Origin of the sequence: Pseudomonas sp. PvP089 (genome assembly GCF_017875165.1) — a bacterium.
GTDB classification, from domain to species: Bacteria; Pseudomonadota; Gammaproteobacteria; order Pseudomonadales; family Pseudomonadaceae; genus Aquipseudomonas; species Aquipseudomonas fortuita.
In genome coordinates, this window is sequence record NZ_JAGGME010000001.1 from 2,885,174 (window position 1) to 2,908,889 (window position 23,716).

The window sequence follows — 23,716 nt, forward strand, 5'->3', positions numbered from 1 at the left end:
CACAGATTCAACCAAAGCAATGGAGTGAACCTGTGGGAGCGGGCTTGCCCCGCGAATGGGCTGCAAAGCAGCCCCGGCTATATCCGATCAAACCTTGAACTGCGCCACCATGCCATTCAGGTCCACCGCCAACCGCGACAAGTCCTGTGCCGCCGCGCTGGTCTGGTTGGCCCCCGCTGAGGTCTGCATCGCCAAATCACGAATGTTCACCAAATTGCGGTCCACTTCGCGCGCCACCTGCGCCTGCTCCTCTGAAGCACTGGCAATCACCAGGTTACGCTGGTTGATCGACGCAATCGCCTCGGCAATCACCTCCAGCGCCTGACCGGCGCCCTGGGCCACTTCCAGCGTGCCCGTCGCACGCCCCTGGCTGCTGTGCATCGCCGTCACGGCCCGCTCGGTACCGTTCTGGATGCCGGCAATCATCTGCTCGATCTCTGCGGTCGACTGCTGGGTGCGGTGGGCGAGGGCGCGGACTTCGTCGGCCACCACGGCAAAGCCACGGCCTGCCTCGCCGGCGCGGGCTGCTTCGATAGCGGCGTTCAGTGCCAGCAGGTTGGTCTGCCCGGCAATCGCGCCGATCACATCCAGCACACGGCTGATCTCATTGGCATTATTGGCCAGCTGTTCGATCTCGGCCGAGGTGCCGGTCACGTCGGCCACCAGGTGCTGGATGGACGCCAGTGCCTGGTTGACCCGGTCACGGCCATCGCGGGTGGTCTGGTCGGCGCCTTTGGAGGCGTCCGCAGTGCTGACCGCATTGTTCGCCACTTCCTCGACTGCTGCGGTCATCTGGTTGACAGCCGTGGCGGCCTGGTCGATTTCGGCGCTTTGCTGATGCAGGCCGCGGCTGGTGTCTTCGGTGACGGTGTGGAGTTCTTCCGAGGCTGAGGCCAACTGGTCGGACGAGGCGGCGATCTTGCGGATGGTGTCGCGCAGGCTGCCTTGCATGCGGCTCAGGGCGCGCAGCAGCAAGGCGGGCTCGTCGCGGCCGGTGACGCGGATTTCCTGGGTGAGGTCGCCCGTGGCCACACGTTCGGCCACGGCCACTGCATCGGCCAGAGGCAGCACGATGCTGCGAGTCAGCACGGTAGCCATCGCGGCCAGGGCAAGCATGATCACAAGCAACGAGAAGATGATGGCGTTAAATGCTTCGTCCGCTACATCGCTGCTGCGCTGCGAGGCATCTTCGGCACCCTTGCTGTTGTAGTCGATCAGCGCCGTCAAGGCCTTCATCATGCTGTCGGCTCGTTGGGTGAGCGGGCCGCTGATCTGCTGCTTTGCCTCGTCCATGCGGCCTGCAGCAATGTCCTGCAGCACTTTCAGCTGCAGTTCGAGGTACTGGTGATACCCGTCGTTGAAGGTGTTGAAAAGGGCACGGTCGTCGGCCGCGATGATGGTGTCGGCGTAGTTCTTCAGGCCACCTTTGAGCTCGGCATTGATGGCTTCGAGCATCTGCAGGTTACGTGTGCGCTCGCCGGGGTTATCGTCCAGCGCGGCCCGCAGGGTAACGGCGCGGGCGCGCCCGAGGTTGCTGCTGATGTCACCCAGCGCTACCACAGCGGGTATCCAGGTGACCCGGATCTCGTCGGTGGCCGTGTCCATCTGGCGGGTTTCGTAAAGTGCGATAAGGCCCATGATCAGGACCAGGACGCCCAGCAGGGCAAACACGCTGGCAGCGCGAATGCCGATTTTCAAATTCCTTAACTGCATGGAATGCTCCTTGACGGTGGCGTGCAGGCGTCAGGAGCTGGCTGCAAAGCCAGGACACCGAGGTGGCGCCAGGCTCTTGATGCACTGCGGGTTAGTAGATTTTTCTCACCCTCTTGCATGGTTTTCTTCGAATGATGCCATATGGCCATCATTGTTGAACAGTCATTCAATGTAACGAAATAATTGACAAAACCGACGTTTTTTGACGGTTTTGTCAGGTTTTCTCGCATCAAACGATGGCAATCATCGGGTCGGCAGCTGCCAACGCCAAAGTGCGGTCAGCTGCCGGCGGGTAGATCCACACCGAGTTGATCTGGCGCTTGAGGTGCTTGCCTTCCTGGCCCTGCAGTTTCAATTCTCGTTCCCAGCCTTCGCTGTACGCCGCCCCCCACTCACCCAGGTCGAGGCAGGTGACGTACTTGGGCTGGCGGTACACCACAGGTGCCAGCCCCAGCAGGTCGGCCATGGCGTTGTTGCCACTGTGGCGACCCATCGGGATGGCGTGCTGGCAGGTCATCAGGGCGTGGTTGCCAGCTTCGTCCACAGCAGCCCAGGCAGTATCGCCGGTCGCATAGATGTGGTCCTGGCCAATGACCTTGAGGTGCCCGTCGACCTTGAGCCTGCCGAAGTTGTCACGCTCGCCGGCAACCTGAGCGGTCAGCGGGCTGGCCTTGACACCGACGGTCCAGATCACGGTGTTGCTGGCGATGTACTCGCCGTTGTCCAGGGTGACGCCACCGGCATCGACAGCCACCACCGAGGTGCCAGTCAGCCACTGGACGCCGGCAACCTGCGAGGCGGCAACAATCGACGGCTTGATGCCTGCACCCAATGCCGCGCCGATGCTGGCGCCACGGTCAACCAGCAGCACCTGCACATCGGCGCCTGCGAGGATGGCGCGCAGCCGGGCGGGCATTTCGGTGGCCGTTTCGATGCCGGTGAAACCACCACCGCAGACCACCACGGTATTGCGGGCAGGTGAAGGGGGCAGGGCAGCCAGGCCCGTCAGATGCTGCTCAAGGCGTACGGCCGACTCCATCTTGTCGACGTCGAAGGTGTACTCGGCCAGCCCCGGGACTGCTGGGCGCGCTACCTGACTGCCAGCGGCGAGGATGAGGCGGTCGTAGCTGATCTGGTGGCGCTGGCCTTGGCTGTCGATGTAGCTCACGGTGCGCGCATCGGCGTCGATGGCTTGGGCGTTACCGGTGATGAAATGCACGCCCACCGCAGTGAACAACTCACCCACGGGGGCCTTCAACGTGTGTGCGTTGGCCTCGTAGAAGCGCGGGCGAATGTGCAGTTCCGCTTGCGGCGCGAGCACGCTGATGCTCAGGTCTTCGCGCTGGGCCTGGTCGAGGAGCCGGGCGGCGCTCAGGGCGCTCCACACGCCGGCAAAGCCGGCACCGATGATCAGGATGTTGGATTTCATGCAGGTGCTCCGCAAAGGTCGGGGATGAAAACGGTGGCTTCGATCGCACGATAGGTGCCGCTCGAATAACTACGACTCTATTGGTCGTAGTTTGTCTCTGCAAGTTTTTTTCATCGTTGCGATGAGGCGAGCCCGAGGACGAACGAACGCAAAGGCCGTACTTCGTGCTGTCTTGGCTGCCGGCGGCAGGGCCGCAAACCTTGCTATCCCCACCCCCATCCGTTATAGATAAAAAAGAAACCATAAAGAAAAGAGGCCATTTCAGCCCCCCATGCACGAGATCACACGTATCTTCCGCCCTTCAGGCCCCCATTTCGCGCCTTGCGCAGATGGATACGGGCCCGCCCCCATGACCCTCTCTCCGCTTTCGAATCTGTACCACGTGTTGTCGATTCCGCCGGTCAACATTCTGCTGACCCAGATGCGCAAACGCCCCGTCCCCCCACCTGCACCGTAGCGCCTGAATTTCACCACCCCCCGGTCTTTTGCCGTTTGGGGTTGGGGAGCCTTTGCATTTTTTCAGCGTTCAACTGTTCAGGAATCACTATGACTCTTCGTGTCGCTATCATCGGTGCCGGCCCGTCCGGCCTTGCGCAACTGCGTGCCTTCCAATCCGCCCATGCCCAGGGCGCGCCCATGCCCGAAATCGTGTGCTTCGAAAAACAGGCCGATTGGGGCGGTATGTGGAACTACACCTGGCGCACTGGCCTCGACCAGCATGGCGAGCCGGTGCACGGCAGCATGTACCGCTACCTGTGGTCCAACGGCCCCAAGGAATGCCTGGAGTTCGCCGATTACAGCTTTGATGAGCATTTTGGCCGGCCGATTTCCTCGTACCCGCCGCGCGAGGTGCTGTGGGACTACATTCAGGGCCGCGTAAACAAGGCTGGGGTGCGCGACTACATCCGCTTCAACACGGTGGTCAAGCATGTCAGCTTCGATGAAAGCACCCGCGAGTTCACCGTCAGCGCCCACGACTACGGCGCGGGGCTTGGCATCGAGCAGGTGTTCGATTATGTGGTGGTGGCCAGCGGGCACTTTTCTACCCCGCACGTGCCGGAGTTCGAAGGCTTCGAACGTTTCACCGGGCGTATCTTGCACGCTCACGACTTTCGCGAAGCCATGGAATTCCACGGCCAGGACCTGCTCATTGTCGGCAGCAGCTACTCGGCCGAAGACATCGGCTCGCAGTGCTACAAGTACGGTGCGCGCTCGATCACCACGGCCTACCGTACCCAGCCGATGGGCTACAAATGGCCCAAGGGCTGGGAAGAGCGCCCGCAACTGGTCCGCGTCGAAAACGACCTGGCGTTCTTCGCCGATGGCTCGAACAAGCGCGTGGATGCGATCATCCTGTGCACGGGCTACCAGCATCACTTCCCGTTCCTGCCCGATGAACTCACCCTCAAGACCAACAACCGCCTGTGGCCTGCCGGCTTGTACCAAGGCGTGGTGTGGGAGCAAAACCCGCAACTGCTTTACCTGGGCATGCAGGACCTGTGGTACAGCTTCAACCTGTTCGATGCACAGGCGTGGTTTGCTCGTGACTACATGCTGGGGCGCATCAAGCTGCCGGCCAAGGCGGTCATGCAGGCTGACAGTGCGCGCTGGCGCGAGGATGAGGGGCGGCTGGCAACTACTGCTTCGATGTATGAATTCCAGGGCCGATACATCAAGCACCTGATCGAGCAGACGGATTACCCGCGCTTCGACATCGATGCGGTGAACCGCATCTTCCTGCAATGGAAGACCGACAAGAAGCACGACATCATGGGCTACCGTGACAAATCCTACCGCTCGGTGATCACCGGCACCAAAGCAGTGCCTCACCATACCCGCTGGATGCAGGCCATGGACGACTCGATGCAGGAGTACCTGCGCGAAACGGACGGCAAGCAAGCAGAGGTGAAGGTGCTGCGCAGGTAGCCGCCGAGCCTGACCTCGTGATCAGGATGCGCGGCTAGCGGGGAAGTCCCCATTTTTCAATCTGACGGTGAATTTTGCCCTTTGAATTACATAGGAATGCCAAAATGACTTAACAGTTGACTGTCAAGTTTCTCTGAGTTTTGTCGAAAACAGTCACAGTAAGAGCCAAATCATGCCAAAGATTTGAGATCTAAAATTAAGAGAATTAATTATTTTTCTGAGGATTTAAGGGACTTGATGTAGTCATGTACATCTTTTTTTGACAGCAAAGGGGTCGTTGTGGCAGAAGATAACGGGTAGCGCGCGATGAGTTTACCTGTTTTAATTAGAGCTTCTGCAAACTTAGGTTTTAGAATGAGATTGGCTTGTGGGCAAGTGTAATAGTTACTAAGGATTTCATCAATTTTATTTTTGTCGATAGGGGTGATGAATTTTAATTTGTTAATGGTGATAATTTTAATAGTGCCTGGCTTGCTGAATAAGTTGTAAAATGCAAGAGGGCTTATGTTGTGGGATTTGATAACGCTCTGTAAATTGTGTAGATTTAGTTTGAGGCAGTGATCTAGGCCTGCTCGGTGTTTTGCAGGTGGTTGGTTCTTTTCGGGGGAGGTATTTCTAATGAAAAAAGGAGAATTTGTTAAGGATTCAATAGAATATAAGCGCGAGCGCGAGATGTCCAGTGGACTTCCTGTGATTGGCGCAATTCCAAGCTGAGAAAGAGCTTTGACGATTTTTGAAGGGGTAATGCCTAACCAATCGGCTAAAGTAGCTGCTCTCACATAAAGCTCATAAAATTCATTAACTGACGAGCTGGTTATTAGCCGACGTTTACGTGTCAGGTGATAAATAGACTTCAAAAGGTTGCGATTTGCCATTGAAGCTATTGCTGCGGCGTCTACGTGAAGAAGTTTGGCAGTTTCAGTGATCGTTAGGCCATTTCCATCTTCTATAGTTGCTCCTTTAGCGGTCTTGTTCTGCAAGTTCTTGAAACTGTCTTTAGAATAAAAGATACAGGGCGTGCCATCTACCTCAGGACTGCGGACTGGAACTATATTGAGTTCAGCTGCTTTGCTAGATTGGCGATTTATAGCGCATCCAAGTAGGTTTGCTGCATCGCGTGAGTTGAAATGTTTATCAAGAAACGTATCAATGGATTCTTTGCTAACCGAGAAGCCATTTTTGGTTTCGAAAGTATAAGCGCCTTTTAATAGCCCCTTCGAAACTAGACTTCGTATTACCATTCTGCTCCTTCCCATGTAGCACGCACCCTCTGTAACCGTAAGCCAAGTTTCGGTGGGTGAGTCTGAAATCATGGGAAGGTTAAGTGTGCGTACAGGCGGAGGAGTTACGGAGGAGTTGCAGTAGGCTATGATTGCTGAATGATCTTTCCGGTGTATCAATTTTTCTTGTAATAGCCGACTTCTGCAGCTAGGGGGCAAAATTCTAAGCGCTGCTCGCGCCTTGAAGATGCGTGATGTTGTAAGGTTGTGGCTGGCTGCTAATAGCTCAATTGACGTTAAGTCATCGTCAAACCGAGATACGGATTCGGTAGTGATAACTAATTTGCTGGTCGGAGTTCGCAGTCCGGTTAAAAGACCTTCGTTCAAGATCTCGCGGAGCATCTTTAGGCTAATGCATAATTTTTGCATTGTCTCGTATCTTGACAGATGTAGCGGTAGTGCTGGGCTTGCCTTTAGTTTGCCGATGTTGAGACGGAATTTTAACGCCGCGTCAGAAATAGCGAGCGCCTGACGCCAAGTGTACGGGCCACGGTCACTAACTTTTACAACAGATGAGACGAATGCAGGCCAGTGTGGCATCGGGATTTTAAGCCACGCCATGAGTTGTGAGCTGATAAGTATGAACTCTATAGGTTTACCTTTCTTAGCATTTAAGCTGTTATCTTTGTATTGCAGGGGCGGTTTTTCCTCACTGCAGCGGTGGCGTAATACGCGTAACACTGAGTTCTGCATCATAGGGTGTGGGATTCGAGAGAATTTAGCGAACAGCACCCGGGCGGGTATGTCTGGATAAAGGGTGCGAAATTTCTTAAGGTTTTCTTCTATCAGTGATTGGCATTCGTCGATAACGCCTATTGCAATACCCAAAATGGCTCGGCCTGTTGAGCTCTGCCAGTCACACGCAAATGAATTTGTAATGGATATTAAAATTTTTTGCAATGCGTCGAATTTTTCCTGGTCATGGGTTCGGAATATTTTAAGCAAAAATTGCTCAATCACCGTGTCCGCTGGGTCGCAGGGAGGCGACTTGAGGACGCAACCGCATTGGCATTTGTCCTCTATCGGCTTCCACCATTTAATTGATTTTTTGCAGCGTGGGCATATCAGAATGTATTGAGTGTGGTGGAATGGGCAAAATGTGCTTAGTTTTATGTCTATTATGAAGTGTTCCTTGCCTTCTTTCCAGCAGTTAGAGCAAAATGCATTGTTGCGTGCTCTTATGTACTTTCTAGGCACTTTTATGCCGCTGATTATCAATGAAGATGTCACTACCTCATCTGGTGCGGGCGGGTAGAAACCATTGAGGACTAGGTCTCGAAGATGGCCAGCCTCCTCAGCCATTTTCATTATTGCTGGATTGTCTTGACAAATAGGAGCAGAGCTAATGGAGGTAGTGCCCAAGATTTTGAAAATTTCACGCCCGTAAAAACATCCATGTTTAAATGCCATGCGTTTAAGTATGCTGGTGGGGCTTTCTTCCGCTTGTGGGATAGGAATAAATAGTAAGTTATTCATCAGGGTCTCCATCTTTTTCGTTTATTATTTCTTTGAGCTCCGAGTAGCTGAGTGTGAAAGGGTTGGTCGCGCTTAGGCGTTCGGGCAGATCAATATATTCAGTGGCGATTAGGAAGTCATTTGCAGTAAGGGACATGGTTCCGTTACGATTGAGGCAATATTTTAGGGCGTCGCTGATAATAAGGCGCAGTGTCCCGATGTTACCATTGGTGGCAACGTATAACGCCGATGCAATAGCTCGGTCGTTCAGATGCGCCCCAAGACCGAGCGGTGTTAGCTGGTACATACTGGAGTCAAGTTTTTGGAGCATCGAATAAAACTCAGAATCCGGCCCTTCTGAGTAATGGAAGTTATTCAACTCTACTAGGTATGGATAACGGCGTGCAAAAGCTCTGTTGTTGTCACGAATATTTATGCACTCTTCGGTGCCCGAAAGAATAATTGGAATCCGGAGTGTATTCAAAAGAGAAACTATCCATGCTAACGAGTCAACCCGAACGTTTTCCCCGGCGGTGACGCACAGGCGTTGAATTTCGTCGAGAAAAATTACTTTGACACCTGCTGTGATCAAGCACGTGACGAGTTGGTGCGTCAGCTTTTCTCGTGTGCCCCCAGGTGTCCGATTGATCAACATGCGCAAGATATTAGTTATAAGGCCTTTGACGGTTGCTTGGGCAGGAACTTCGCAGTAGATTACTGGCATCCGTGTGTAGACACCGTCTTCCCTAACATCGTCGGGTTGGTGAAGGGTGCGAAAATAGTTGAGCAGCGTCGATTTTCCAAGCCCGCTAGGGGCAGAAAGTAAAGCACAAACTGGCCTCCCCAATGTTTGTGTGTTTTCAATCGCGTTCTGGATTTGCGAAAACGCTCGGCGAAAGCTTGGGTAGAAAATGATGGTTTTATCAAATGCGTGCAAGGCACTGGCCATGTCCGGTGTCATGATGACCTCCAAGGATATCTAGCCCTCACTGATCCACTGAAAGGTAGTGAAGGTAAATGCAGGTTTTTTCCCTTAATTTGATTTGCTGCTGCGTTAAATTCCAGGTGCCGAGTAATCATCTGGTGTGTCTTGATGATAGGGGTAATCCACTACAGGTTTCGTGCGTTGGATCAACTTACTTTTCTTCGGCTTGAGTTGCATTCCCTCTTTGCACTCTTCAATACGATGACGTTTGAGCCGATTTTTCTTGTTCTTAATATCGGAGATCTCACGCAGGATTTTGACCCTGGCTCTCCGTGCTACGCGAGAGTTAAATTTCTGCCGGTCTTCGCGCACGCGTTTTTGTATGAGCTTATGGAGGTGCAGGGTAAGGCCGTCTTGATAGTCAGCGTCTACCGCTTCTAATTCGAATACCTCTTCACGGTGATCAGGGTGGCAGACCCAAGCTTTTCCTAAATTGCTACGGTCGTAATAAACCAGTAGTTTCTTCTCTGTGGAATACTGATTAGCAAGGTAGCCGACCGCTGGGCCTGTCCAAAACAGCGAATCAAAGCGTAACCTTCCTTGGCTTGGCGTCGCTCTGAATGCTTGCCAAAAATGTTTGTTTAGTTCATCCGATGAGTATCGTTTTGGTTGAAAAAGAGCGTTGCTGTATTTCTCCCAGGCTTGCCGGGGTGAAATTCCGATGGTGCTGTGTCTCCGTTCAGCGTAAACCTCTGAAATCCATCGGCCAATAAATTCGACTAACTCGTCAAGTTGCAACATTGCTCGCTCCTCGGAGTCGTACTCGCCGCGATCAGCAGGGGCGGCAAAAGTCGTCCCTGGCATCAGGTGAATTAGCTCTTTGGAAAGAGTTCCGAAAAAAGCTTCGATGTGGGGCTTTTGGTTGGGAGAACCTGGTTCGCAGTAGCAGATTTCCCCGCCCAGCATCATGATAATGCGTTGTAAGTTTTCAGCTATGTACTCAGGTCCACCATCAAAAACGTAACGTTGGCCTACACCGCCATATGGATTGTCGCTAGACAAGGACAAACGAAGCGCTCTTAATGTGGTGTCCAAAGAGGGTGGATTGAATGATACAGCCCACGCGCAGATCATTCGGCTACAAACGTCCATAAAGGCGGTCAAGTATGGTCGCCCAATTACCTGGCCAAACTGATCGACTAATATTACATGCAGCATTTGGGTGTCGGCCTCTATCAGTTCCAAGACATGTGTTGCCCTACTGTGTTTAACGGACCAGTGGTGCTGCCGGCGGGCATACTTAACACCCTTCTGTGCGAGATCTTTTTCATAGCTATCGACTTCCCGTAAGATTCGATTCAAGGTCGAGCAGGACGGAGCTTTTAACTTGTCGTAGAGGGGGCGGGTCTCATTAACTTCGTCGAGTGTCTCGAGAATCGTGTCGATCACTTCGGTTTTTCGGGCAGGTTCCTCATTTAAGTAGTGGAGCTTAATTTCCGCCTCAATGATTTGTTGTACCTCGTGAGGCTGATTGTCTATCCGTTGCTTGAGTCTGGTTCGGGTCTTCGGTACTAGGCTAATATAGTTTTCTCCGCCGAGTCGCAGTTTGCGGACCCATCCCCGTACGGTATTCAGGCTTGGCGCGCTGATATCATTGATCTGTTGAGCAAGTTTGTGAATCAATGCTCGTGTCAGGACACTAGGCAGCCTGCCTGGGAAGCGATCATTGACCGGCTTCGTATAATGCTGCCGGCGGTTATATCCTTCTGCAATACGCTTGGGTAATCCAGCCAGAACAGCTGTAGGTTCATGTTGGATAGGTGCTTCTTGAACTTTTACAAGTCGACCACTTTTCCATGCCCCATAGAGTAGGGGCAAAGTGTTCCGCAGTATAGTTTTGGTGCCTTCGGTCGCTCGCAATTGGATGTGTTCACCGCGAATCTGGGTAACTTCGTAGCGGCAGCCGCGGTACTGGTAGCGCTCCCCGACTTTCATTTCGAACGCGTTCATGATTGCCTCCAAATGTGGGTCGACAGTGTCAACTTTTGATTGAGGTTGACCGACAGATGGCCTTGAAAAATTGCGTAACAGATATCTGAGGTGGCCACATCCATGTCTATAAGGGTCTTTAGATCCGTTCGGTTAGGTTGTACGTCACTCACCAATTGGCATACCCGCTGTGCAGAGCTTTCACTTCCAGCCAAGCTATGGTGGTAGAGGTACTGCAAGTTTTGGGTAATGATGGAATTGGGTAGTTGGGCATGCTCAATCCAGTGAAAGAAGTAGCCGCTATCCAGCAGCATGGTCTCCACTGCATTCATTGCTTGCTGTGCGTCAGGCATCTCCCGAAAACGCGGACTGAGCACCTTGTAATACACCCTTGATCCCGTTTTTAGATGAACCAGGAAGTCAGCATTGAACACGGTTGTGCCTCGGCAAAGGGTGGGCGGGCGGCATTCGTAGGCGATGACGTCCTTACGGTATTCAAGGTAAATGCACTGCTCGGCTTGCAGGACGTTGGCGCAGGCCACAGGGGTGTCATTCTTACGCGAATACAACAAGGTCACTCGTTTACCATGACAGCCCCTACGTAGTTCCTTGCGAGGCAAAAACTTGATTGCACTTTCGGCGGAGGTAATCATTGCTTGCTCCATTTGAGTGCGTTGACTCAAATCAATTGGGGGCAGCCGGTTGTGATGGCTGGTTCGCCAACGCAGTGGCTACAGTGGAGGCTGTGGTGCGTCCCTATGGCGAGACAGGTGATCACGATCGTAGAACGCCTGGCGGCGAGGACACCTCTATATTGCTGTCGAAACACACTTGGCATAGCCGTAGAAGTCTGCGAACTTCGGGATCGTACATCTGTTCAGACGTGGTCAACTGATAGCTCGGACCAGTAACATCAGTTGGTTGAGAAAAGTCGTTTGGTTACACAGTGAGTTGCTGTTCGACCAAATAAAAGCCAAACTGGTGGCAGTTAATTAGGCGGCCATGCCTGGTCGCCTTTGGCGATGTTCGTAGGCGCGTGATCTGCGCATGGACTGTATCTTCACAGTCGTCGGGATCAGCAGAAGCTAAAAAGTTGACCTTATCATCAGAGCCTCTAATTCTTTGGGTAGGACGCGGAAAAATGATTCTATGTAAGGTTTTTGATTGGGTGGAGCTGGTTCGCAGTAGTAGATTTCACAACCCAGCATCATGATCGTGCCTAGTATGTTTTTAGGTACATATTCAGCTGCTCTATCGACAATGTAATGTTGGGGTGCACCGCCATCTAGGTCGTCGCGAAGCACAGACTTTAATGCATGTTCAGAAGAGATAATCATTGTTTGCTCCTTTTGAGTGTGTCGATTCACATGAATTTTTGGGGGCAGGCGGCTGCAATAGCTTGCGTCACCGCCGTGACCGGAGTCGGCTCTGAGGTGCGTCCCAAAAGCGATACAGTTGCTCTCGATCGTAGAAGGTTTCTGTTAACGACCGCGTCCATCAGGTCAAGCCAGGCCCGTTAGGCTGCGCTTGACAGCAAAGGGGCATCACTAGCAGGCGAGCCGGTGGGGAGATGAGGCGGCATAGCTTTAGCTGTTGCGATTTCAGTTTCCGCTGTCAGTGGCCGGGTCAGGTCTGCAGCCAGGAAATGATGGAAGAGACCGTAGGCGACATCGTATTTTTGCATGCCCTGATGGAGCAGATAGTCAAGCGTCGCCCGCCCATGGGGTTGCTCTTTCAGCAATTGCTGAATGGCCGGGATCTGTGAGGCGGAACCGAGAGTGGCTTCGTGGTACAGGCGACGAAGTGAAGGGCAGTCCAGGCCGACATCGACCTGTTTCAAGGTGAGTCCAACATCTGCAAAACAGACGCGGCACTGCCGCAGAAGGCTGCGGATTTCGGGATCGTACCTCTGCTCGCGCGTGGTCAACTGATAATGCAAACAGGTCCCATCAGTCAGGCAAGCAACGTAGGTTGGATACACGGTGTAATGCTGATCGGTGAAGTGGAAGGCAAACGGACGGTTGGTATAAGCGTTAATTCGCCAGTCACATTCGAGGCGGATACAGAAGGAGGCGTGCCTTGGGTTGCAGGACATGATCAGGCCATTTTTCATGGACCGGAAATGCGCGAGGCGTGGTGTTGAGAGAATGCTCTTCCAAGAGGGGGGCTGAGTTACCGAGACACCGTTTGGAAGCATGCTGAAAGGATAAGTGAACATAGCTACCTCCTGATTTCTACGCACCAATCAATGTTGGCCGGTCGTTGTATGAAAGGGATCACCGCAATGAGCAGGACTGACCACAGAGAAGTTTGCTCCAGGACTCATCGCAGGATCCCTATGCGTTTTTGCATAGACTTCGCGTCTTCAGGAGAACGAGAGCACGTGCGTCCTTCGAAAGACGGTCAAAGCGGAAAAAATCATGCGGCGACGAGTAGCCGTCAGGGCTATGCACCCATCAGCGTCGGCACACGACCTGCCTACTTGCAACCGCGCCCACTTACGGAAGTGGGAAGGGAACGCGGGCATGGGCCTAATAAGGAGGCAGGGAGCGCTAAGTGAGGAGCCGATTACGAGAGAATTGAATGAGTAATGTTTCTTGGAATGGATATGTGCTCGGCGCTGCATGAGACAACGGGGGTCAACGACCCAAGGAGTCTTTCTCAAAGTTGCGAGTGTTTCTGCGAAGCGATAGGCCCAAATCACGTGTGAGCGTGCAGCCCAAGCAATTTGGGATGCGTAAATATCGGTACACGTTTCATCCCCTATCACCAGCTCCGCTCCAATTTGGTTCCGCTCCCAAAGGAAAGCTGCCTCAAATTGCGTTGCGGACGCTTTAGCGGTGGTTTGAGACGCTTTAAAGGACCAACGGCGCTCAGGAACACCCTGGCGCTGGCAAGCAGTTTTCCGGAGTGCAGGCATGTAGAGGATCTTATCGCGGCGCACCATGATGGTTCTCCAGGCTGGTCAAGTTAGGGTCGTTTTCCGCTTCGGATTCGTATTGTGGCTCACCCTGCTGGAGTTCTCGCAACGCAATATTTGGGAGTTTTGCGAAATCTTTTTCGTAGAAATGCCCAAATGATCGGGTTATGCTGTTTAAATATATGTATCGAGCTTTTTATTTTTAATTATTGTTACCGATTTTGAATTAATTTTTCCGGCCTTCATTACTTGGCTCTATCAATGGCCTCAAAAAGGTGTTTAATAAAGTGAACATCTAGTAGGGGGCGACGTCGTGAAGGCTACCGAGGGTGACGGCTTACCTTCCAATCTGCGAGGCACGATCAGAAGCATTTACGCGCGCATAGTGGCTCAAACACTGGCCAGCGCAGCGGATATCGTTGCGGCTCCAGCGCCATACGACGCCTTTGGGGAATATGGGAAGAGATTTGAAACGGTAGTTTTTGGCTTTGCCAGTGAAGGCTGTCGGGGTAAGTGGTCTCGCTTTTGCAGTGGAGTGATGATGTCGCTAAGGGTGCGTGAAGCGGCCTGCCGTGCCTTTCCCATCGTGTTGATGACACTGGCTAGCCCATTGTGGACTGTTCTGCTACATCTGGAGCAGGCAGCGCGGCTGCTAGATGCCTTGGGAAGAGGGAAGCGGCGGCCGAGTCGCCGATATCTGATCAAGATGCTTAATCAGCCATTACGCCGACTGCACATTAACCAGCGACCTTTTCTTGAAGCTTCGCCAACAGCGCGCCAGCGGTTGATGCTCCTTGGCGAGTGGCCGGTACTGTCCATCCAACTCGCCGTACTGGCGAGTCGGGCGCCTCAATACCAAACAACGCGGTGCTGGCTTGCTCGGCGATTCGCACTCGTCTTTTTACTGCACTGCCTGCATCCGAATGTGAGTTCAAGTGCCACTGCGTTATTTCTGGTGATCGATCAATTGATGCGCCGCGGTGTTCTATGGCCGGTACCGGGATGGCCGCAAGATGTGAAAGAATTTGAGGGCCGCCTGGCTCGCTTGGCCACATTAGAAGCGCAACTGCGTCTCGAGTATTGTTTGAGCGAAGCTGCAGCATTGCGCACGCTGCGCTTGATGTTTCATGATTTGAGTATCTTCAACAACCCCAAACCAGGCCAGCATTGTTGCGTACCGTTCGTTTCAGACTTGGCTCTGTTTAGTGCAGAGGGGGTGGAAGACTTAGCGGCTCCCGCTGTCGACGAATTGCTTGCGCGATGCGCGCGGCAACGACGATGGCGAGCTGACGCCGTCTTTACTTTCAAACGGTTGGCTTACACGACGGCATTTACACGCGTGCTGGAATACTGGCTGGAGCATGATGCATTAGCCCGGCAGGTGGATTGGAGTCAGCTTCGCCCTGGGGGTAAACGACGTCGCGGCAGCCCTCGACTTGTTGGTGGTCAGGGCCCACCTTGAAGGGGCGTGATGCCTAGATCAATTTGGGGGCAAGACTGCACATTTTTTCGCGCCGCTTTCCAGCCCTTATAGCTCAACAGGGGCGGGCCTTTCGTGGCTTGGCCAGGGATTTTTGGTGACGGGGTTCTGCACATTTTTTTGCAGATATGTTCAGACCTTCATATGGGCATATCCCGGTAGTCATCTACTAGGCGTACACGGTTGACCAATTTGGCTTGGGCGGTGCTGACCTAGCCGGCTTTAGAAACCCGATCAGGAGTGCACAGCGATCAGGATTTCGTGAAACGGTACGACAACGCTATTCAACGATCGCTAGCGCCACATTAGGTGTCAGGCCATGCCTGCGCTGATGGGTGACCCTGTGGTGTTAGCTCTATCGTCTGTTGCTGACCGAGGAAAAACCCCTCGTTGAAGTCAACGCCAAGTGATGAATCTGCTCGTCAATTGAATAGCGTCCCATGCGCATCGCTTCAGGCTGCATCCAGTACCCACGCCAGGTCGTCCATCATGACATCTTGGAATCAGGCCTCTCAGGTAGCTATTGGATGAGCTGAACCAGAGCGCCATAGCGCAGTCATGCTGGCTGGGGACTAGCGTCGAAATGATGGCTGCCAATGGCGAAAACTGAGTTCGCCGTCGACCCCTTGATTATGTGGCTATGAACCTGTTTGTTCAAAGATCGATTACTCGAACCCAGGTGATCCCGAGAACATTGTCGAGATGCATGCGCTTATGGATGCTCTTGCCGCCCGCAGAATCTTCAAGCGTAATGGGACCACAAATCCCTCGCCGGTAGATAAAACCGCTCTCCTTACGGGGAACCGTGTCGTGCTCACTCCAGGCTTACGCCAAGGTTTCCAGATGCTCCAATCATCTGATGAACCGATCACAGGCAACCGTCTGTCTAGCGGCGAACAGTCCTCGGAAAACTCGCCCGGTTGGCCTGGGGTTCGGCGCCTGGAATGCGCATAGTTTTTTCTGTCGGATCACAGAGTCCTCAGGTTGAAACCCTTTTAAAATGTTCTTGCCTTTCACCAGCGCCGAACCCAACCTATCTCATCGCTGACTCGCTGGTGTCGTGAGTGCGTCAGCTGTTTAATGGCGCTATAGGAATTTAGAAATTAGCGATCAAAAATTGCCCCAGAGCTCCCGTGATGCAACGCTCGTTTACCACTTTTGTTATGCAACTGTGCTCAAAGCGGCGGATGTGCGTTACGACGTCCGTGGCTACCTCTTATCTGAGCTGGTCAGCCTTTGCTTAGGCAACCGCGCTACCTTACCTTGGGCCTATCGCGCCCGTTACGAACGCTACGTGCAAAGGGAGGCTATTGCGTTCGTGGAGTCGTTCACCGCTCAGTTGCTATTTGGCTCGGGACGATTCTCTCCCCATGAATACCGTTACAGGGTAAAGGACCGGCAGCCCTTGGGAGACATCTCCAATCGCAAATCAGACCTCCCCGATGCAGTTGGGGTTTACCACTCGGGCGTTATGCAGCATGACTGTATTTAGAATCCTCGTACTCAGCTCGCCATTTCCTGACAGGTGTTGGAGCCTAAAGCACCGCTGCTTCATGAGGCGTCGCGAACAAATTTTGATGACAGCTGAGCAAGTGTTCGGCAATCCTGAACTGGCTGAAGCATGGCTCACCAAGCAGGCGATTGGACTTAGCCGGCGTCTGCCGTGCATGCTCTTGGAAACTGATCAGGGGTACATGGAGGTTGCGGATTTCCTGGTACGGCTCGATTACGGTGTCTATTGATCACCACGTAAATTCTAGGTAGCAGTTGCTGCCTGTCCCGAGGCTGCCGCATTCGAGTAGCAGGCGACGAAGCGCTTGGGCAGGGTCGCTGAGCGTAATACTATCCACCTAAATGTCATGATACGCGGGGTGCCCATGAAGCAGATCAAACACGAACCCAAGCCTCTGATGACCGCCCGTTTGCAAGCAGAAGCACGCCAAGCACTGGCCAAGCGTAGCAACCAAAGTCGCTTTCTCGACATTGCTGCCTCCAAAGACCGTAGTTGGGAGCCTGTAGGGCGTCTGGCAGGTTAAGTCTACCTGCGAAAAAGCGCTTTCCCGGGTCCAATGCTGAGCCTGTTGTGTCAGCTGCTTCGCTTACGCTGGTAAACGTTTCGTAGTCTGGTGTGCCTAAGAATCGGGCGAGGCAGGGCAAACCGTTGGGCTCCAATCAACCCTGTAGCGCCCCATACGTCTCGCTTCGGGCGGCATCCAGTACCCGCCCCGGGTCGTTCATCATCACATCTTTCGGCATCTGGCCCCCCAGGTAGCTATTGGAAGAGCCGAACCAGAGCGCCATAGCCCAGTCAGGCTTGCAGGAGCCGAGCGTCGTGATGATGGCTGCCAATGACGAAAATGGGCGGAAGCTCGAAGCGGGGTCAAAGGCATAGAGGGGAAAGTATTCCTTGTCTTCATGAGCCAGCGAAAAGATGTTGCCCGCGCGCTTCCACTCCTTGAGTTCAAGAGTGCATTGCTCCGTGCTCAGCTGAGCCAGCACGGCAAACGCATCGGCAGTCAAGAAATCACCGCTTCTCAGGAGGCGTACTTTGCCCTTCTCCAGCATGGCCGTTTCACGGGAAAGGGTAGGGCGCATACACATGGATTTCCGTCTGGTGATCAGTGGCCGCCTACCACCCAATTTAACGATTTGATCCGTAAGCCCACAATCCGGCCTTGTGCGGGCAGGACCCAGTGTCGTGAGCAGGGACCGCCAGGTCGCTGTGACAGGCTAGCCTAGTGCTTGAGTGGTATGAGGCTATGCGGGAATTTTCTGTTCAAAAAGACTCGGTCGTCAGTTTTTTCTTCAGCGGCCCATGAAAATCTTCAGTTTTGAGTTTTTCCTGCATTTTTTCTTAACTTTCCTACCGAGTATGCGCTGAGGCACACACCTACGCTCGCCTGAGGGACGACTCCGCGCCAGGCTTGATCCGTCATTAAGGAATTGGACTGTCGGATGACCCCGGCTCGACCAAGCCTTGCAGGCGTGCCAGTTGTTGCGCCTGCGCACGCAGAAGGCGCTGGTCATGTCGGTGGGCGAGGAGGTAAGACCTGGACTTCTCGCGTAGCAAGGTGATCTCGCTCGCCATTATTTCTGCCTGCTGATGCGCCTGGTTCATGAGCAGCTTTTCGGCCGCCAAGTGCTGTTGCGCGGCGTTCAACTCACGCTCGAGCTGACGGAGCTGTTGCTGCTGGTAGCCCTGAGCGCCGGTCGAACGTTCCAGATCTCGGTAGAGTTGAGTCAGTTCTTCCTGGCGGACAGCGAGTTGTTCACGCAATCCCCGCACCTCGGTTTGTAACTGACTTAACTGCTGATCATGCCGCTGCAGTTCTTCCTGGCGTTGCAGTTGATGCTGTTGGCGAAAGTGCTCCAGCGATTCACGTGCCTGCTGGTGTTTGGTCTCGAGCGAGTGGATCGTCGTCGCACGCTCCTCGAGGAGCTGAAGCTGTTGCCGGCAGGCTTCTTCAAGGCGCCGTCGCTCGCCTTCGGCCAGTTGCAGTTGGCCCGTCAGTTGCACTTCCCGCAGACGCAACTGCCGATGGGCCTCCATCTCTGCGGTATGTGCCACTTGCAACTGCTCGAAGCGCGCGCCCTCTACCGCGCGCTGTTGCTGATAGGCCGCTTGTTGCCGCTCCAGGCGGGCGCGGTCGACGGCGACCGTCGCCTGCGCTTCACTCGCCAAACGCTCAGCTAGACTCTGCAGCAGCGCCTGCAATTCTTCCGACAGGTTCACCTGTGGCGGATGGGGTTCTGCCACGTCCAGTTCACGCAGGTAGCGAAGGATGGTGGTCTTCGAGCCCGTGTGGCCGAGTTCTGCACGCACGGCCTCGATACTGGGTGACAGACCACGGGCGAGGAGGGCATCCCGTGCTCGCTGCACGAGGGCTTTGTTGATTCCGGCGCGGGCCATGGGTCTGCTCCCACTTTTTCGTACTGTTCAAACAGTATGGAAGTACACGTGTACAGGTGCCCGATTCGGTACCAATAATCGGACAGACTGACGTTTGAGAAGCCCAGATTCTCGAACGTGATCACGCTGTTCAGGTTTTTTGGCAGTGAACGGGGTACAGCGGGAGGAAGGTGTGGACACTTTGCCCGAGCGCTATCTCCGGGCCGCGCGTCGCGCCAGTACCGAGCGGCGCTATGCTCAAGCCATTGCACACTTCGAGGCGGAGTGGGGCGGGTTGCTGCCGGCGTCCAGCGAAAGTGTGGTGCGCTACCTGGCCGCCTATGGGGCGCAATTGAGCAGCGGGACATTGCGCGTACACTTGGCGGCCTTGGCCCAGTGGCACCGGGCGCATGGTTTTAGCGATCCGACTAAGACGGCGCGGGTGCGCGATGTTTTGCGTGGCATCCAGGCACTGCACCTGCAGCCGCAGCAGCAGGCCGAGGCTCTGGCGTTAGAGGATTTGCAGGCCTGTGTCGACAGCCTTGAGGAGGCGCTGGTCAGTAGCGAGAAGGCGGTACGCCTGCGCGCCGCGCGGGATCGCGCCCTGCTTTTGCTGGGCTTTTGGCGGGCCTTACGCGGCGATGAACTGTGCCGGCTGCAGACTGAGCACCTACAGATACGCCGGGGAGAGGGGCTCGTGGTATTTTTGCCCAGCAGTAAAACTGATCGCAGCAATCGGGGTCGTCAGCTGAGTGTGCCGGCGCTGAAGCGACTGTGCCCGGTAACGGCCGTTGAGCAGTGGCTGGAGTGCAGTGGCATCCAGCACGGTCCACTGTTTCGCGCTGTCGATCGGTGGGGACACCTCTCGGCACAGGCGCTGAATCCCAACAGTATTTCGCGGCTGCTGCGGCAAATCATGTTCAGCAGCAGCGTTGATCCGCAGGGCTATTCGGGGCACTCCTTGCGTCGAGGCTTTGCCACCTGGGCGAGTGCGAATCAGTGGAATAGCAAAGCTCTGATGGACTATGTTGGGTGGCGCGACATCCAAACGGCAACCCGCTATATAGATAGCAAGGCGCCATTTGGCGCGTGGGCGGAGTAACGCGGTCAAAACGCTGCCTGCGGTACTCTGTTGCTGGGTCGTCGGCCCATCATTTCAGTGAGCACCACCTGGAACGGTACGCGCAATCTGGTAGTCGCCCTGAACACGGCTGACGGCTATGCCTCGGCCCAGGGCGACAGTCTTGAAGCGTGCAACTTGGCCAGGGACTGAGGGGCTCGGCTCTGTCTGCGTGGCGCTCTAGTGGTAGGAACCTCTTCCGTTCGCTTGCTCCAGTGCATCGTCCACCGTGTGATGCGCAGCAGGGTAATGGCCGTTTTAGCTGATTCAGCTACTCGCTTAGAGGCAGGGGAGGGGGTCGCTGTAGCCTTCTATTGTTCGTATACTCCTCGGCATGATTGTGTGAAGCAGTGTGCGACACTCACCCCTTTAGTCTGGATGCCTTTATGAATACAGTGGAGTTCACCCGAGGTACGAATGGCAAACCCGCTGCGTCTGCCGCCCTTGAAGACTGTTTGGCAAATACCATTGGTCTTGATGGTAGTTGTTTCTTCGGTTACCCATTGATTGCAACTCCCGAAGGCAAGTATTTCGTGGATGCGACTTTTTTGAATCCCGATAAAGGCGTCATTCTCTTCGATATAGTAGAAGGGCAGAATCTAGGCGACTATGCTGATCGTCAAGATGATCTCGTCAACAAGATCGAATCGAAGCTGAAACTGCATAAAGACCTGATGAAGGGGCGGAAGCTCCTGCCGCAGTTGCATGTCATCACCTTCGCGCCATCGTTGATCAATCTTGCAAGTCATGCGCAAGAAGATTACCCGCTGGCGAATGAGCACAATCTCGCGTCGCTGATACAGAGTTTGGAATGGGACAATGCGGATGATGAAATTTATCGCCTGACGACGTCGGCCATCGAGAGCCTGTCGTCAATCCGCAAGAGCCGCTCAAAACGTAAAGTGACGCGCGTCGACTCGCTCGGTGCGAAGCTGAAAAAGCTGGAAGACTCCATTGCCACCCTGGATTACCGGCAGAATCGTGCTGTCGTGGAGACCGTTGAAGGGGTACAGCGTATTCGCGGCTTGGCGGGCTCGGGTAAAACCATCGTGCTAGCGCTAAAAGCCGCTTACCTGCATACCCAACAGCCCGATTGGCGAATCGCCGTAACCTTTAACACTCGTTCTTTGAAGGGGCAGTTTAAACGGTTGATCAACAATTTCTGTATCGAGCAGAGTGGTGAAGAACCCGATTGGACCAAGCTTCGGATCTTGAATGCTTGGGGCGCTCCTGGCGGGGCGGAGCGAGATGGGATGTATTACGAAGCGTGCCGCCAGAGTGGCACTGATTTCTACGATTTTCGCACTGCCAGTAGCCACTTTGGTGGCAGCAATCGGGCGTTTGACGGCGCCTGTAAGGCCGCGCTCAGTAAAATCAACAAGTCGTTAGATGTCTACGACACCATTCTGGTAGATGAGGCGCAAGATTTTTCGCCGAGTTTCCTGCAGCTGTGCTATTCCATGCTTAAGGCGCCGAAGCGGCTGGTTTATGCGTACGATGAATTGCAAAACCTGTCCGGTACATCGCTGCCACCGCCTGAAGATCTGTTCGGAGCGGATGAAGAAGGGAATGCCCTGGTCTCGTTCGCCGGAGATCACCAGCAACGGCGAGACGTGATTCTGCAAAAATGCTATCGGAATTCGCGACCGGTGCTGGTCACCGCACATGCCTTGGGTTTCGGAGTCTACCGTGCTCCCCCAAAAATGGCGGAGACTGGCCTGGTGCAGATGTTTGAACAGCCTGCTCTATGGGGGGAGATCGGTTATCGCGTCCACACGGGCGACCTGAGAAAGGGCGCACGAGTGTCGTTGGAGCGAACCGATGAAACCAGTCCTCTGTTCCTCGAAACCCACTCGTCCATCGATGAGCTGGTGCAGATTATCAAGTTCAACAGTGAAGCCGAACAGAATGACTGGGTTGCCCAGCAGATCGAGAAGAACCTGAGTGAGGATGAGCTGCGTTACGATGATGTCATCGTGATCAACCCTAATCCAATCAACGCTCGTGAGCGCTGTGCCGCAATACGAAAGACCTTATTTGGTCGAGGTATTCAAAGCCACCTGGCCGGCGTCGATACTGACCAAGATGTCTTCTTCCGCTCTGATTTGGGCTCGGTGACCTTCACCGGTATCTATCGGGCCAAGGGTAACGAGGCCGGGATGGTGTACGTCATTAATGCACAGGAATGTGATGGCGTGGGTGCTGGATTGTCGACGCTGCGCAATCGACTGTTTACCGCAATTACCCGAAGCAAGGGTTGGGTACGGGTGGTTGGTCATGGACCTGGCATGGATGCGTTGGTGCAAGAGTATGCGCAGTTGAAGCAGCATCAGTATCGATTGGACATGGTCTACCCCACCGACGCGCAACTGAGTAAATTGCGTATTGTTCATCGTGATTTGTCGGAGCATGACAAGCAGCGCTTGGAGCAAAAGAAGTACAATGCGCAGGAGCTGACTCACGCCCTAGAAACGGGTGAACTGAATCCTGAGGATCTTGACGGTGAAACGCGAGCGAAATTGCTTGCGCTGTTGAGTGGCAATAAATGAGTCGACATGCGCCGGCGCGTGAGAAGGTCAGGCACGATCTGGAGTGTCTGACGGCTGAGCTCATAGGGCTCGGGCTAGCGGATGATCAAAATTTTCCTGCGATGAGACAAATCGGCCCTGATGTGTGGGAAGTTACTTTTCATGGTGCCGAGGCGATTTCTCTCGCCATGGGCGATATTGACTATGGTGATCTGTATCAGGAGCTTTTTGCCAACCGATCATTTTGCCTGAAGCTAATCGATGGTGGCCTGCTGCAGTTGTCGTATCGGTTTGACAGGGACTCTTTGGTCAAGCATCGGCTCGCCTACTATCCCTCGCCGAGCTTGCGTCCGTTTCAAGATGATCCGGAGGTTTATTTGCGCGAGGAGTTGTACGTGGATATTGTCAGTCGTCGCTTGGTTCCCTTTCCCATACGTTTCGATTATGACTTGGGCGCTACAAAGGATGTAGCGCATCCTTCCTGTCACCTGACGCTTGGGGATGTTGAAGGATGCCGTATCCCCGTGCACTGCCCACTCACGCCACGACAATTCATTGAGTTCATTGTCAGGAATTTTTATCAAACCGATAAGCACGAATTCATTTCGCGGTTTCCTGGTCACAAGCATTTTTTCGATGCCAGTATCAGTGTCAACGAGCAAAAGCTGATTCACTTGACCGTACCGGGAGCAGAATAGTCCGAAGGTTTCACTGCCCGTAGATCCCGGCAGCGTTCAGTTAGCTCTGGCCGTCTTCGGGCAAGATCACGCTGAGGATGCTGGCGCGGATTGATGCCCGAGCTCGGTCTGTCCTCAAGTGAGTGCAAACCAAGGCGTCCTCGATGGGAGGCAGGTGGTGCCAGTTAAACGCAGCTGGCGACCGAGCTCAACGGCAGGCCCGGCACGAGGGCAGGGTGGCTGTTCTGTTGGGCCAGCCTGCGTGAGGCTGCACCAGCCTTTCATGAGGCTCATCCGAAGGACTGTTTGGGTGACCCGAAGCGGTCAACAGGGTACTATCGCCGGTCATCTTATTAGCGGACGACCTGCCCGGTCTAGTCATTGT

At 54.1% G+C, this 23,716-nt stretch carries 17 protein-coding genes; 7 read left to right on the forward strand and 10 right to left on the reverse strand.

Going from position 1 to position 23,716, the window contains the following annotated elements:
• Positions 1–87 precede the first annotated feature (87 nt).
• Complete coding sequence (locus tag J3A71_RS13380) at positions 88–1,713, reverse strand: methyl-accepting chemotaxis protein (protein ID WP_096426187.1); 1,626 nt, start codon at positions 1,711–1,713, stop codon at positions 88–90.
• A 229-nt stretch (positions 1,714–1,942) separates the two neighbouring features.
• Complete coding sequence (locus J3A71_RS13385) at positions 1,943–3,142, reverse strand: NAD(P)/FAD-dependent oxidoreductase (RefSeq protein WP_096426186.1); 1,200 nt, start codon at positions 3,140–3,142, stop codon at positions 1,943–1,945.
• A gap of 546 nt (positions 3,143–3,688) precedes the next feature.
• Between J3A71_RS13385 and J3A71_RS13390 the strand changes: the two genes are divergently transcribed.
• Complete coding sequence (locus tag J3A71_RS13390) at positions 3,689–5,068, forward strand: NAD(P)/FAD-dependent oxidoreductase (RefSeq protein ID WP_060518311.1); 1,380 nt, start codon at positions 3,689–3,691, stop codon at positions 5,066–5,068.
• A gap of 209 nt (positions 5,069–5,277) precedes the next feature.
• Here the strand turns inward: J3A71_RS13390 and J3A71_RS13395 are convergent, their stop codons facing one another.
• The 6 genes from J3A71_RS13395 to J3A71_RS13420 form a co-directional block, all read right to left on the reverse strand.
• Positions 5,278–7,824, reverse strand: coding sequence for a TniQ family protein (locus tag J3A71_RS13395; RefSeq protein WP_158246729.1), 2,547 nt, complete (start codon positions 7,822–7,824; stop codon positions 5,278–5,280).
• Positions 7,817–8,764 (reverse strand): TniB family NTP-binding protein, encoded by a 948-nt coding sequence (locus J3A71_RS13400; protein WP_012314154.1) that lies wholly within the window; start codon positions 8,762–8,764, stop codon positions 7,817–7,819. Before J3A71_RS13400 ends, J3A71_RS13395 begins: the two co-directional genes overlap by 8 nt.
• A gap of 93 nt (positions 8,765–8,857) precedes the next feature.
• Positions 8,858–10,738, reverse strand: coding sequence for a DDE-type integrase/transposase/recombinase (locus J3A71_RS13405; protein WP_012314155.1), 1,881 nt, complete (start codon positions 10,736–10,738; stop codon positions 8,858–8,860).
• Positions 10,735–11,370 carry a hypothetical protein gene (locus tag J3A71_RS13410; RefSeq protein WP_042111387.1) on the reverse strand — a complete coding sequence of 212 codons (636 nt, stop codon included), beginning with the start codon at positions 11,368–11,370 and terminating at the stop codon, positions 10,735–10,737. Before J3A71_RS13410 ends, J3A71_RS13405 begins: the two co-directional genes overlap by 4 nt.
• Before the next feature lie 432 nt (positions 11,371–11,802).
• A complete protein-coding gene (locus J3A71_RS13415; protein WP_012314157.1) occupies positions 11,803–12,054 on the reverse strand; it encodes a hypothetical protein in 252 nt (83 codons plus the stop codon).
• Between the two features lie 179 nt (positions 12,055–12,233).
• Positions 12,234–12,935: a hypothetical protein gene (locus tag J3A71_RS13420; RefSeq protein ID WP_012314158.1), complete on the reverse strand. Its 702-nt coding sequence runs from the start codon at positions 12,933–12,935 to the stop codon at positions 12,234–12,236.
• Positions 12,936–13,950: 1,015 nt separating this feature from the next.
• On the opposite strand from J3A71_RS13420, the gene J3A71_RS13425 reads away from it, so the two are divergent.
• From J3A71_RS13425 to J3A71_RS13435, 3 genes are all read left to right on the forward strand, one after another.
• The gene (locus tag J3A71_RS13425; RefSeq protein WP_012314159.1) at positions 13,951–15,099 is read left to right on the forward strand and encodes a hypothetical protein; all 1,149 of its coding nucleotides are present in this window, start codon (positions 13,951–13,953) and stop codon (positions 15,097–15,099) included.
• Between the two features lie 1,571 nt (positions 15,100–16,670).
• The gene (locus J3A71_RS13430) at positions 16,671–16,859 is read left to right on the forward strand and encodes an antitoxin Xre/MbcA/ParS toxin-binding domain-containing protein (RefSeq protein ID WP_012314161.1); all 189 of its coding nucleotides are present in this window, start codon (positions 16,671–16,673) and stop codon (positions 16,857–16,859) included.
• Between the two features lie 135 nt (positions 16,860–16,994).
• Positions 16,995–17,153 (forward strand): hypothetical protein, encoded by a 159-nt coding sequence (locus tag J3A71_RS13435; protein ID WP_173857510.1) that lies wholly within the window; start codon positions 16,995–16,997, stop codon positions 17,151–17,153.
• A gap of 136 nt (positions 17,154–17,289) precedes the next feature.
• Here J3A71_RS13435 and J3A71_RS13440 read toward each other — a convergent pair whose 3' ends face one another.
• Positions 17,290–17,712, reverse strand: a complete 423-nt coding sequence (locus J3A71_RS13440) for a hypothetical protein (protein WP_042111389.1) — start codon at positions 17,710–17,712, stop codon at positions 17,290–17,292.
• Positions 17,713–18,052: 340 nt separating this feature from the next.
• Positions 18,053–19,027 carry a DNA-binding protein gene (locus J3A71_RS13445; protein WP_012314163.1) on the reverse strand — a complete coding sequence of 325 codons (975 nt, stop codon included), beginning with the start codon at positions 19,025–19,027 and terminating at the stop codon, positions 18,053–18,055.
• 172 nt (positions 19,028–19,199) lie between these two features.
• Here J3A71_RS13445 and J3A71_RS13450 point away from each other — a divergent pair, with 172 nt between their 5' ends.
• From J3A71_RS13450 to J3A71_RS13460, 3 genes are all read left to right on the forward strand, one after another.
• The gene (locus tag J3A71_RS13450) at positions 19,200–20,108 is read left to right on the forward strand and encodes a site-specific integrase (RefSeq protein ID WP_042111950.1); all 909 of its coding nucleotides are present in this window, start codon (positions 19,200–19,202) and stop codon (positions 20,106–20,108) included.
• A 404-nt stretch (positions 20,109–20,512) separates the two neighbouring features.
• A complete protein-coding gene (locus tag J3A71_RS13455) occupies positions 20,513–22,675 on the forward strand; it encodes an ATP-binding domain-containing protein (RefSeq protein WP_209952960.1) in 2,163 nt (720 codons plus the stop codon).
• Positions 22,672–23,352: a DUF2290 domain-containing protein gene (locus J3A71_RS13460; protein ID WP_012314166.1), complete on the forward strand. Its 681-nt coding sequence runs from the start codon at positions 22,672–22,674 to the stop codon at positions 23,350–23,352. Before J3A71_RS13455 ends, J3A71_RS13460 begins: the two co-directional genes overlap by 4 nt.
• Positions 23,353–23,716: the final 364 nt, after the last annotated feature.

Excerpts from the sequence above, each read along its gene's own strand:
- J3A71_RS13380 (WP_096426187.1), bottom strand. The coding sequence starts at position 1,713 with ATGCAGTTAAGGAATTTGAAAATCGGCATTCGCGCTGCCAGCGTGTTT.
- J3A71_RS13385 (WP_096426186.1), bottom strand. The coding sequence starts at position 3,142 with ATGAAATCCAACATCCTGATCATCGGTGCCGGCTTTGCCGGCGTGTGG.
- J3A71_RS13390 (WP_060518311.1), top strand. The coding sequence starts at position 3,689 with ATGACTCTTCGTGTCGCTATCATCGGTGCCGGCCCGTCCGGCCTTGCG.
- J3A71_RS13395 (WP_158246729.1), bottom strand. The coding sequence starts at position 7,824 with ATGAATAACTTACTATTTATTCCTATCCCACAAGCGGAAGAAAGCCCC.
- J3A71_RS13400 (WP_012314154.1), bottom strand. The coding sequence starts at position 8,764 with ATGACACCGGACATGGCCAGTGCCTTGCACGCATTTGATAAAACCATC.
- J3A71_RS13405 (WP_012314155.1), bottom strand. The coding sequence starts at position 10,738 with ATGAACGCGTTCGAAATGAAAGTCGGGGAGCGCTACCAGTACCGCGGC.
- J3A71_RS13410 (WP_042111387.1), bottom strand. The coding sequence starts at position 11,370 with ATGATTACCTCCGCCGAAAGTGCAATCAAGTTTTTGCCTCGCAAGGAA.
- J3A71_RS13415 (WP_012314157.1), bottom strand. The coding sequence starts at position 12,054 with ATGATTATCTCTTCTGAACATGCATTAAAGTCTGTGCTTCGCGACGAC.
- J3A71_RS13420 (WP_012314158.1), bottom strand. The coding sequence starts at position 12,935 with ATGTTCACTTATCCTTTCAGCATGCTTCCAAACGGTGTCTCGGTAACT.
- J3A71_RS13430 (WP_012314161.1), top strand. The coding sequence starts at position 16,671 with ATGAGGCGTCGCGAACAAATTTTGATGACAGCTGAGCAAGTGTTCGGC.
- J3A71_RS13435 (WP_173857510.1), top strand. The coding sequence starts at position 16,995 with ATGAAGCAGATCAAACACGAACCCAAGCCTCTGATGACCGCCCGTTTG.
- J3A71_RS13440 (WP_042111389.1), bottom strand. The coding sequence starts at position 17,712 with ATGCGCCCTACCCTTTCCCGTGAAACGGCCATGCTGGAGAAGGGCAAA.
- J3A71_RS13445 (WP_012314163.1), bottom strand. The coding sequence starts at position 19,027 with ATGGCCCGCGCCGGAATCAACAAAGCCCTCGTGCAGCGAGCACGGGAT.
- J3A71_RS13455 (WP_209952960.1), top strand. The coding sequence starts at position 20,513 with ATGAATACAGTGGAGTTCACCCGAGGTACGAATGGCAAACCCGCTGCG.
- J3A71_RS13460 (WP_012314166.1), top strand. The coding sequence starts at position 22,672 with ATGAGTCGACATGCGCCGGCGCGTGAGAAGGTCAGGCACGATCTGGAG.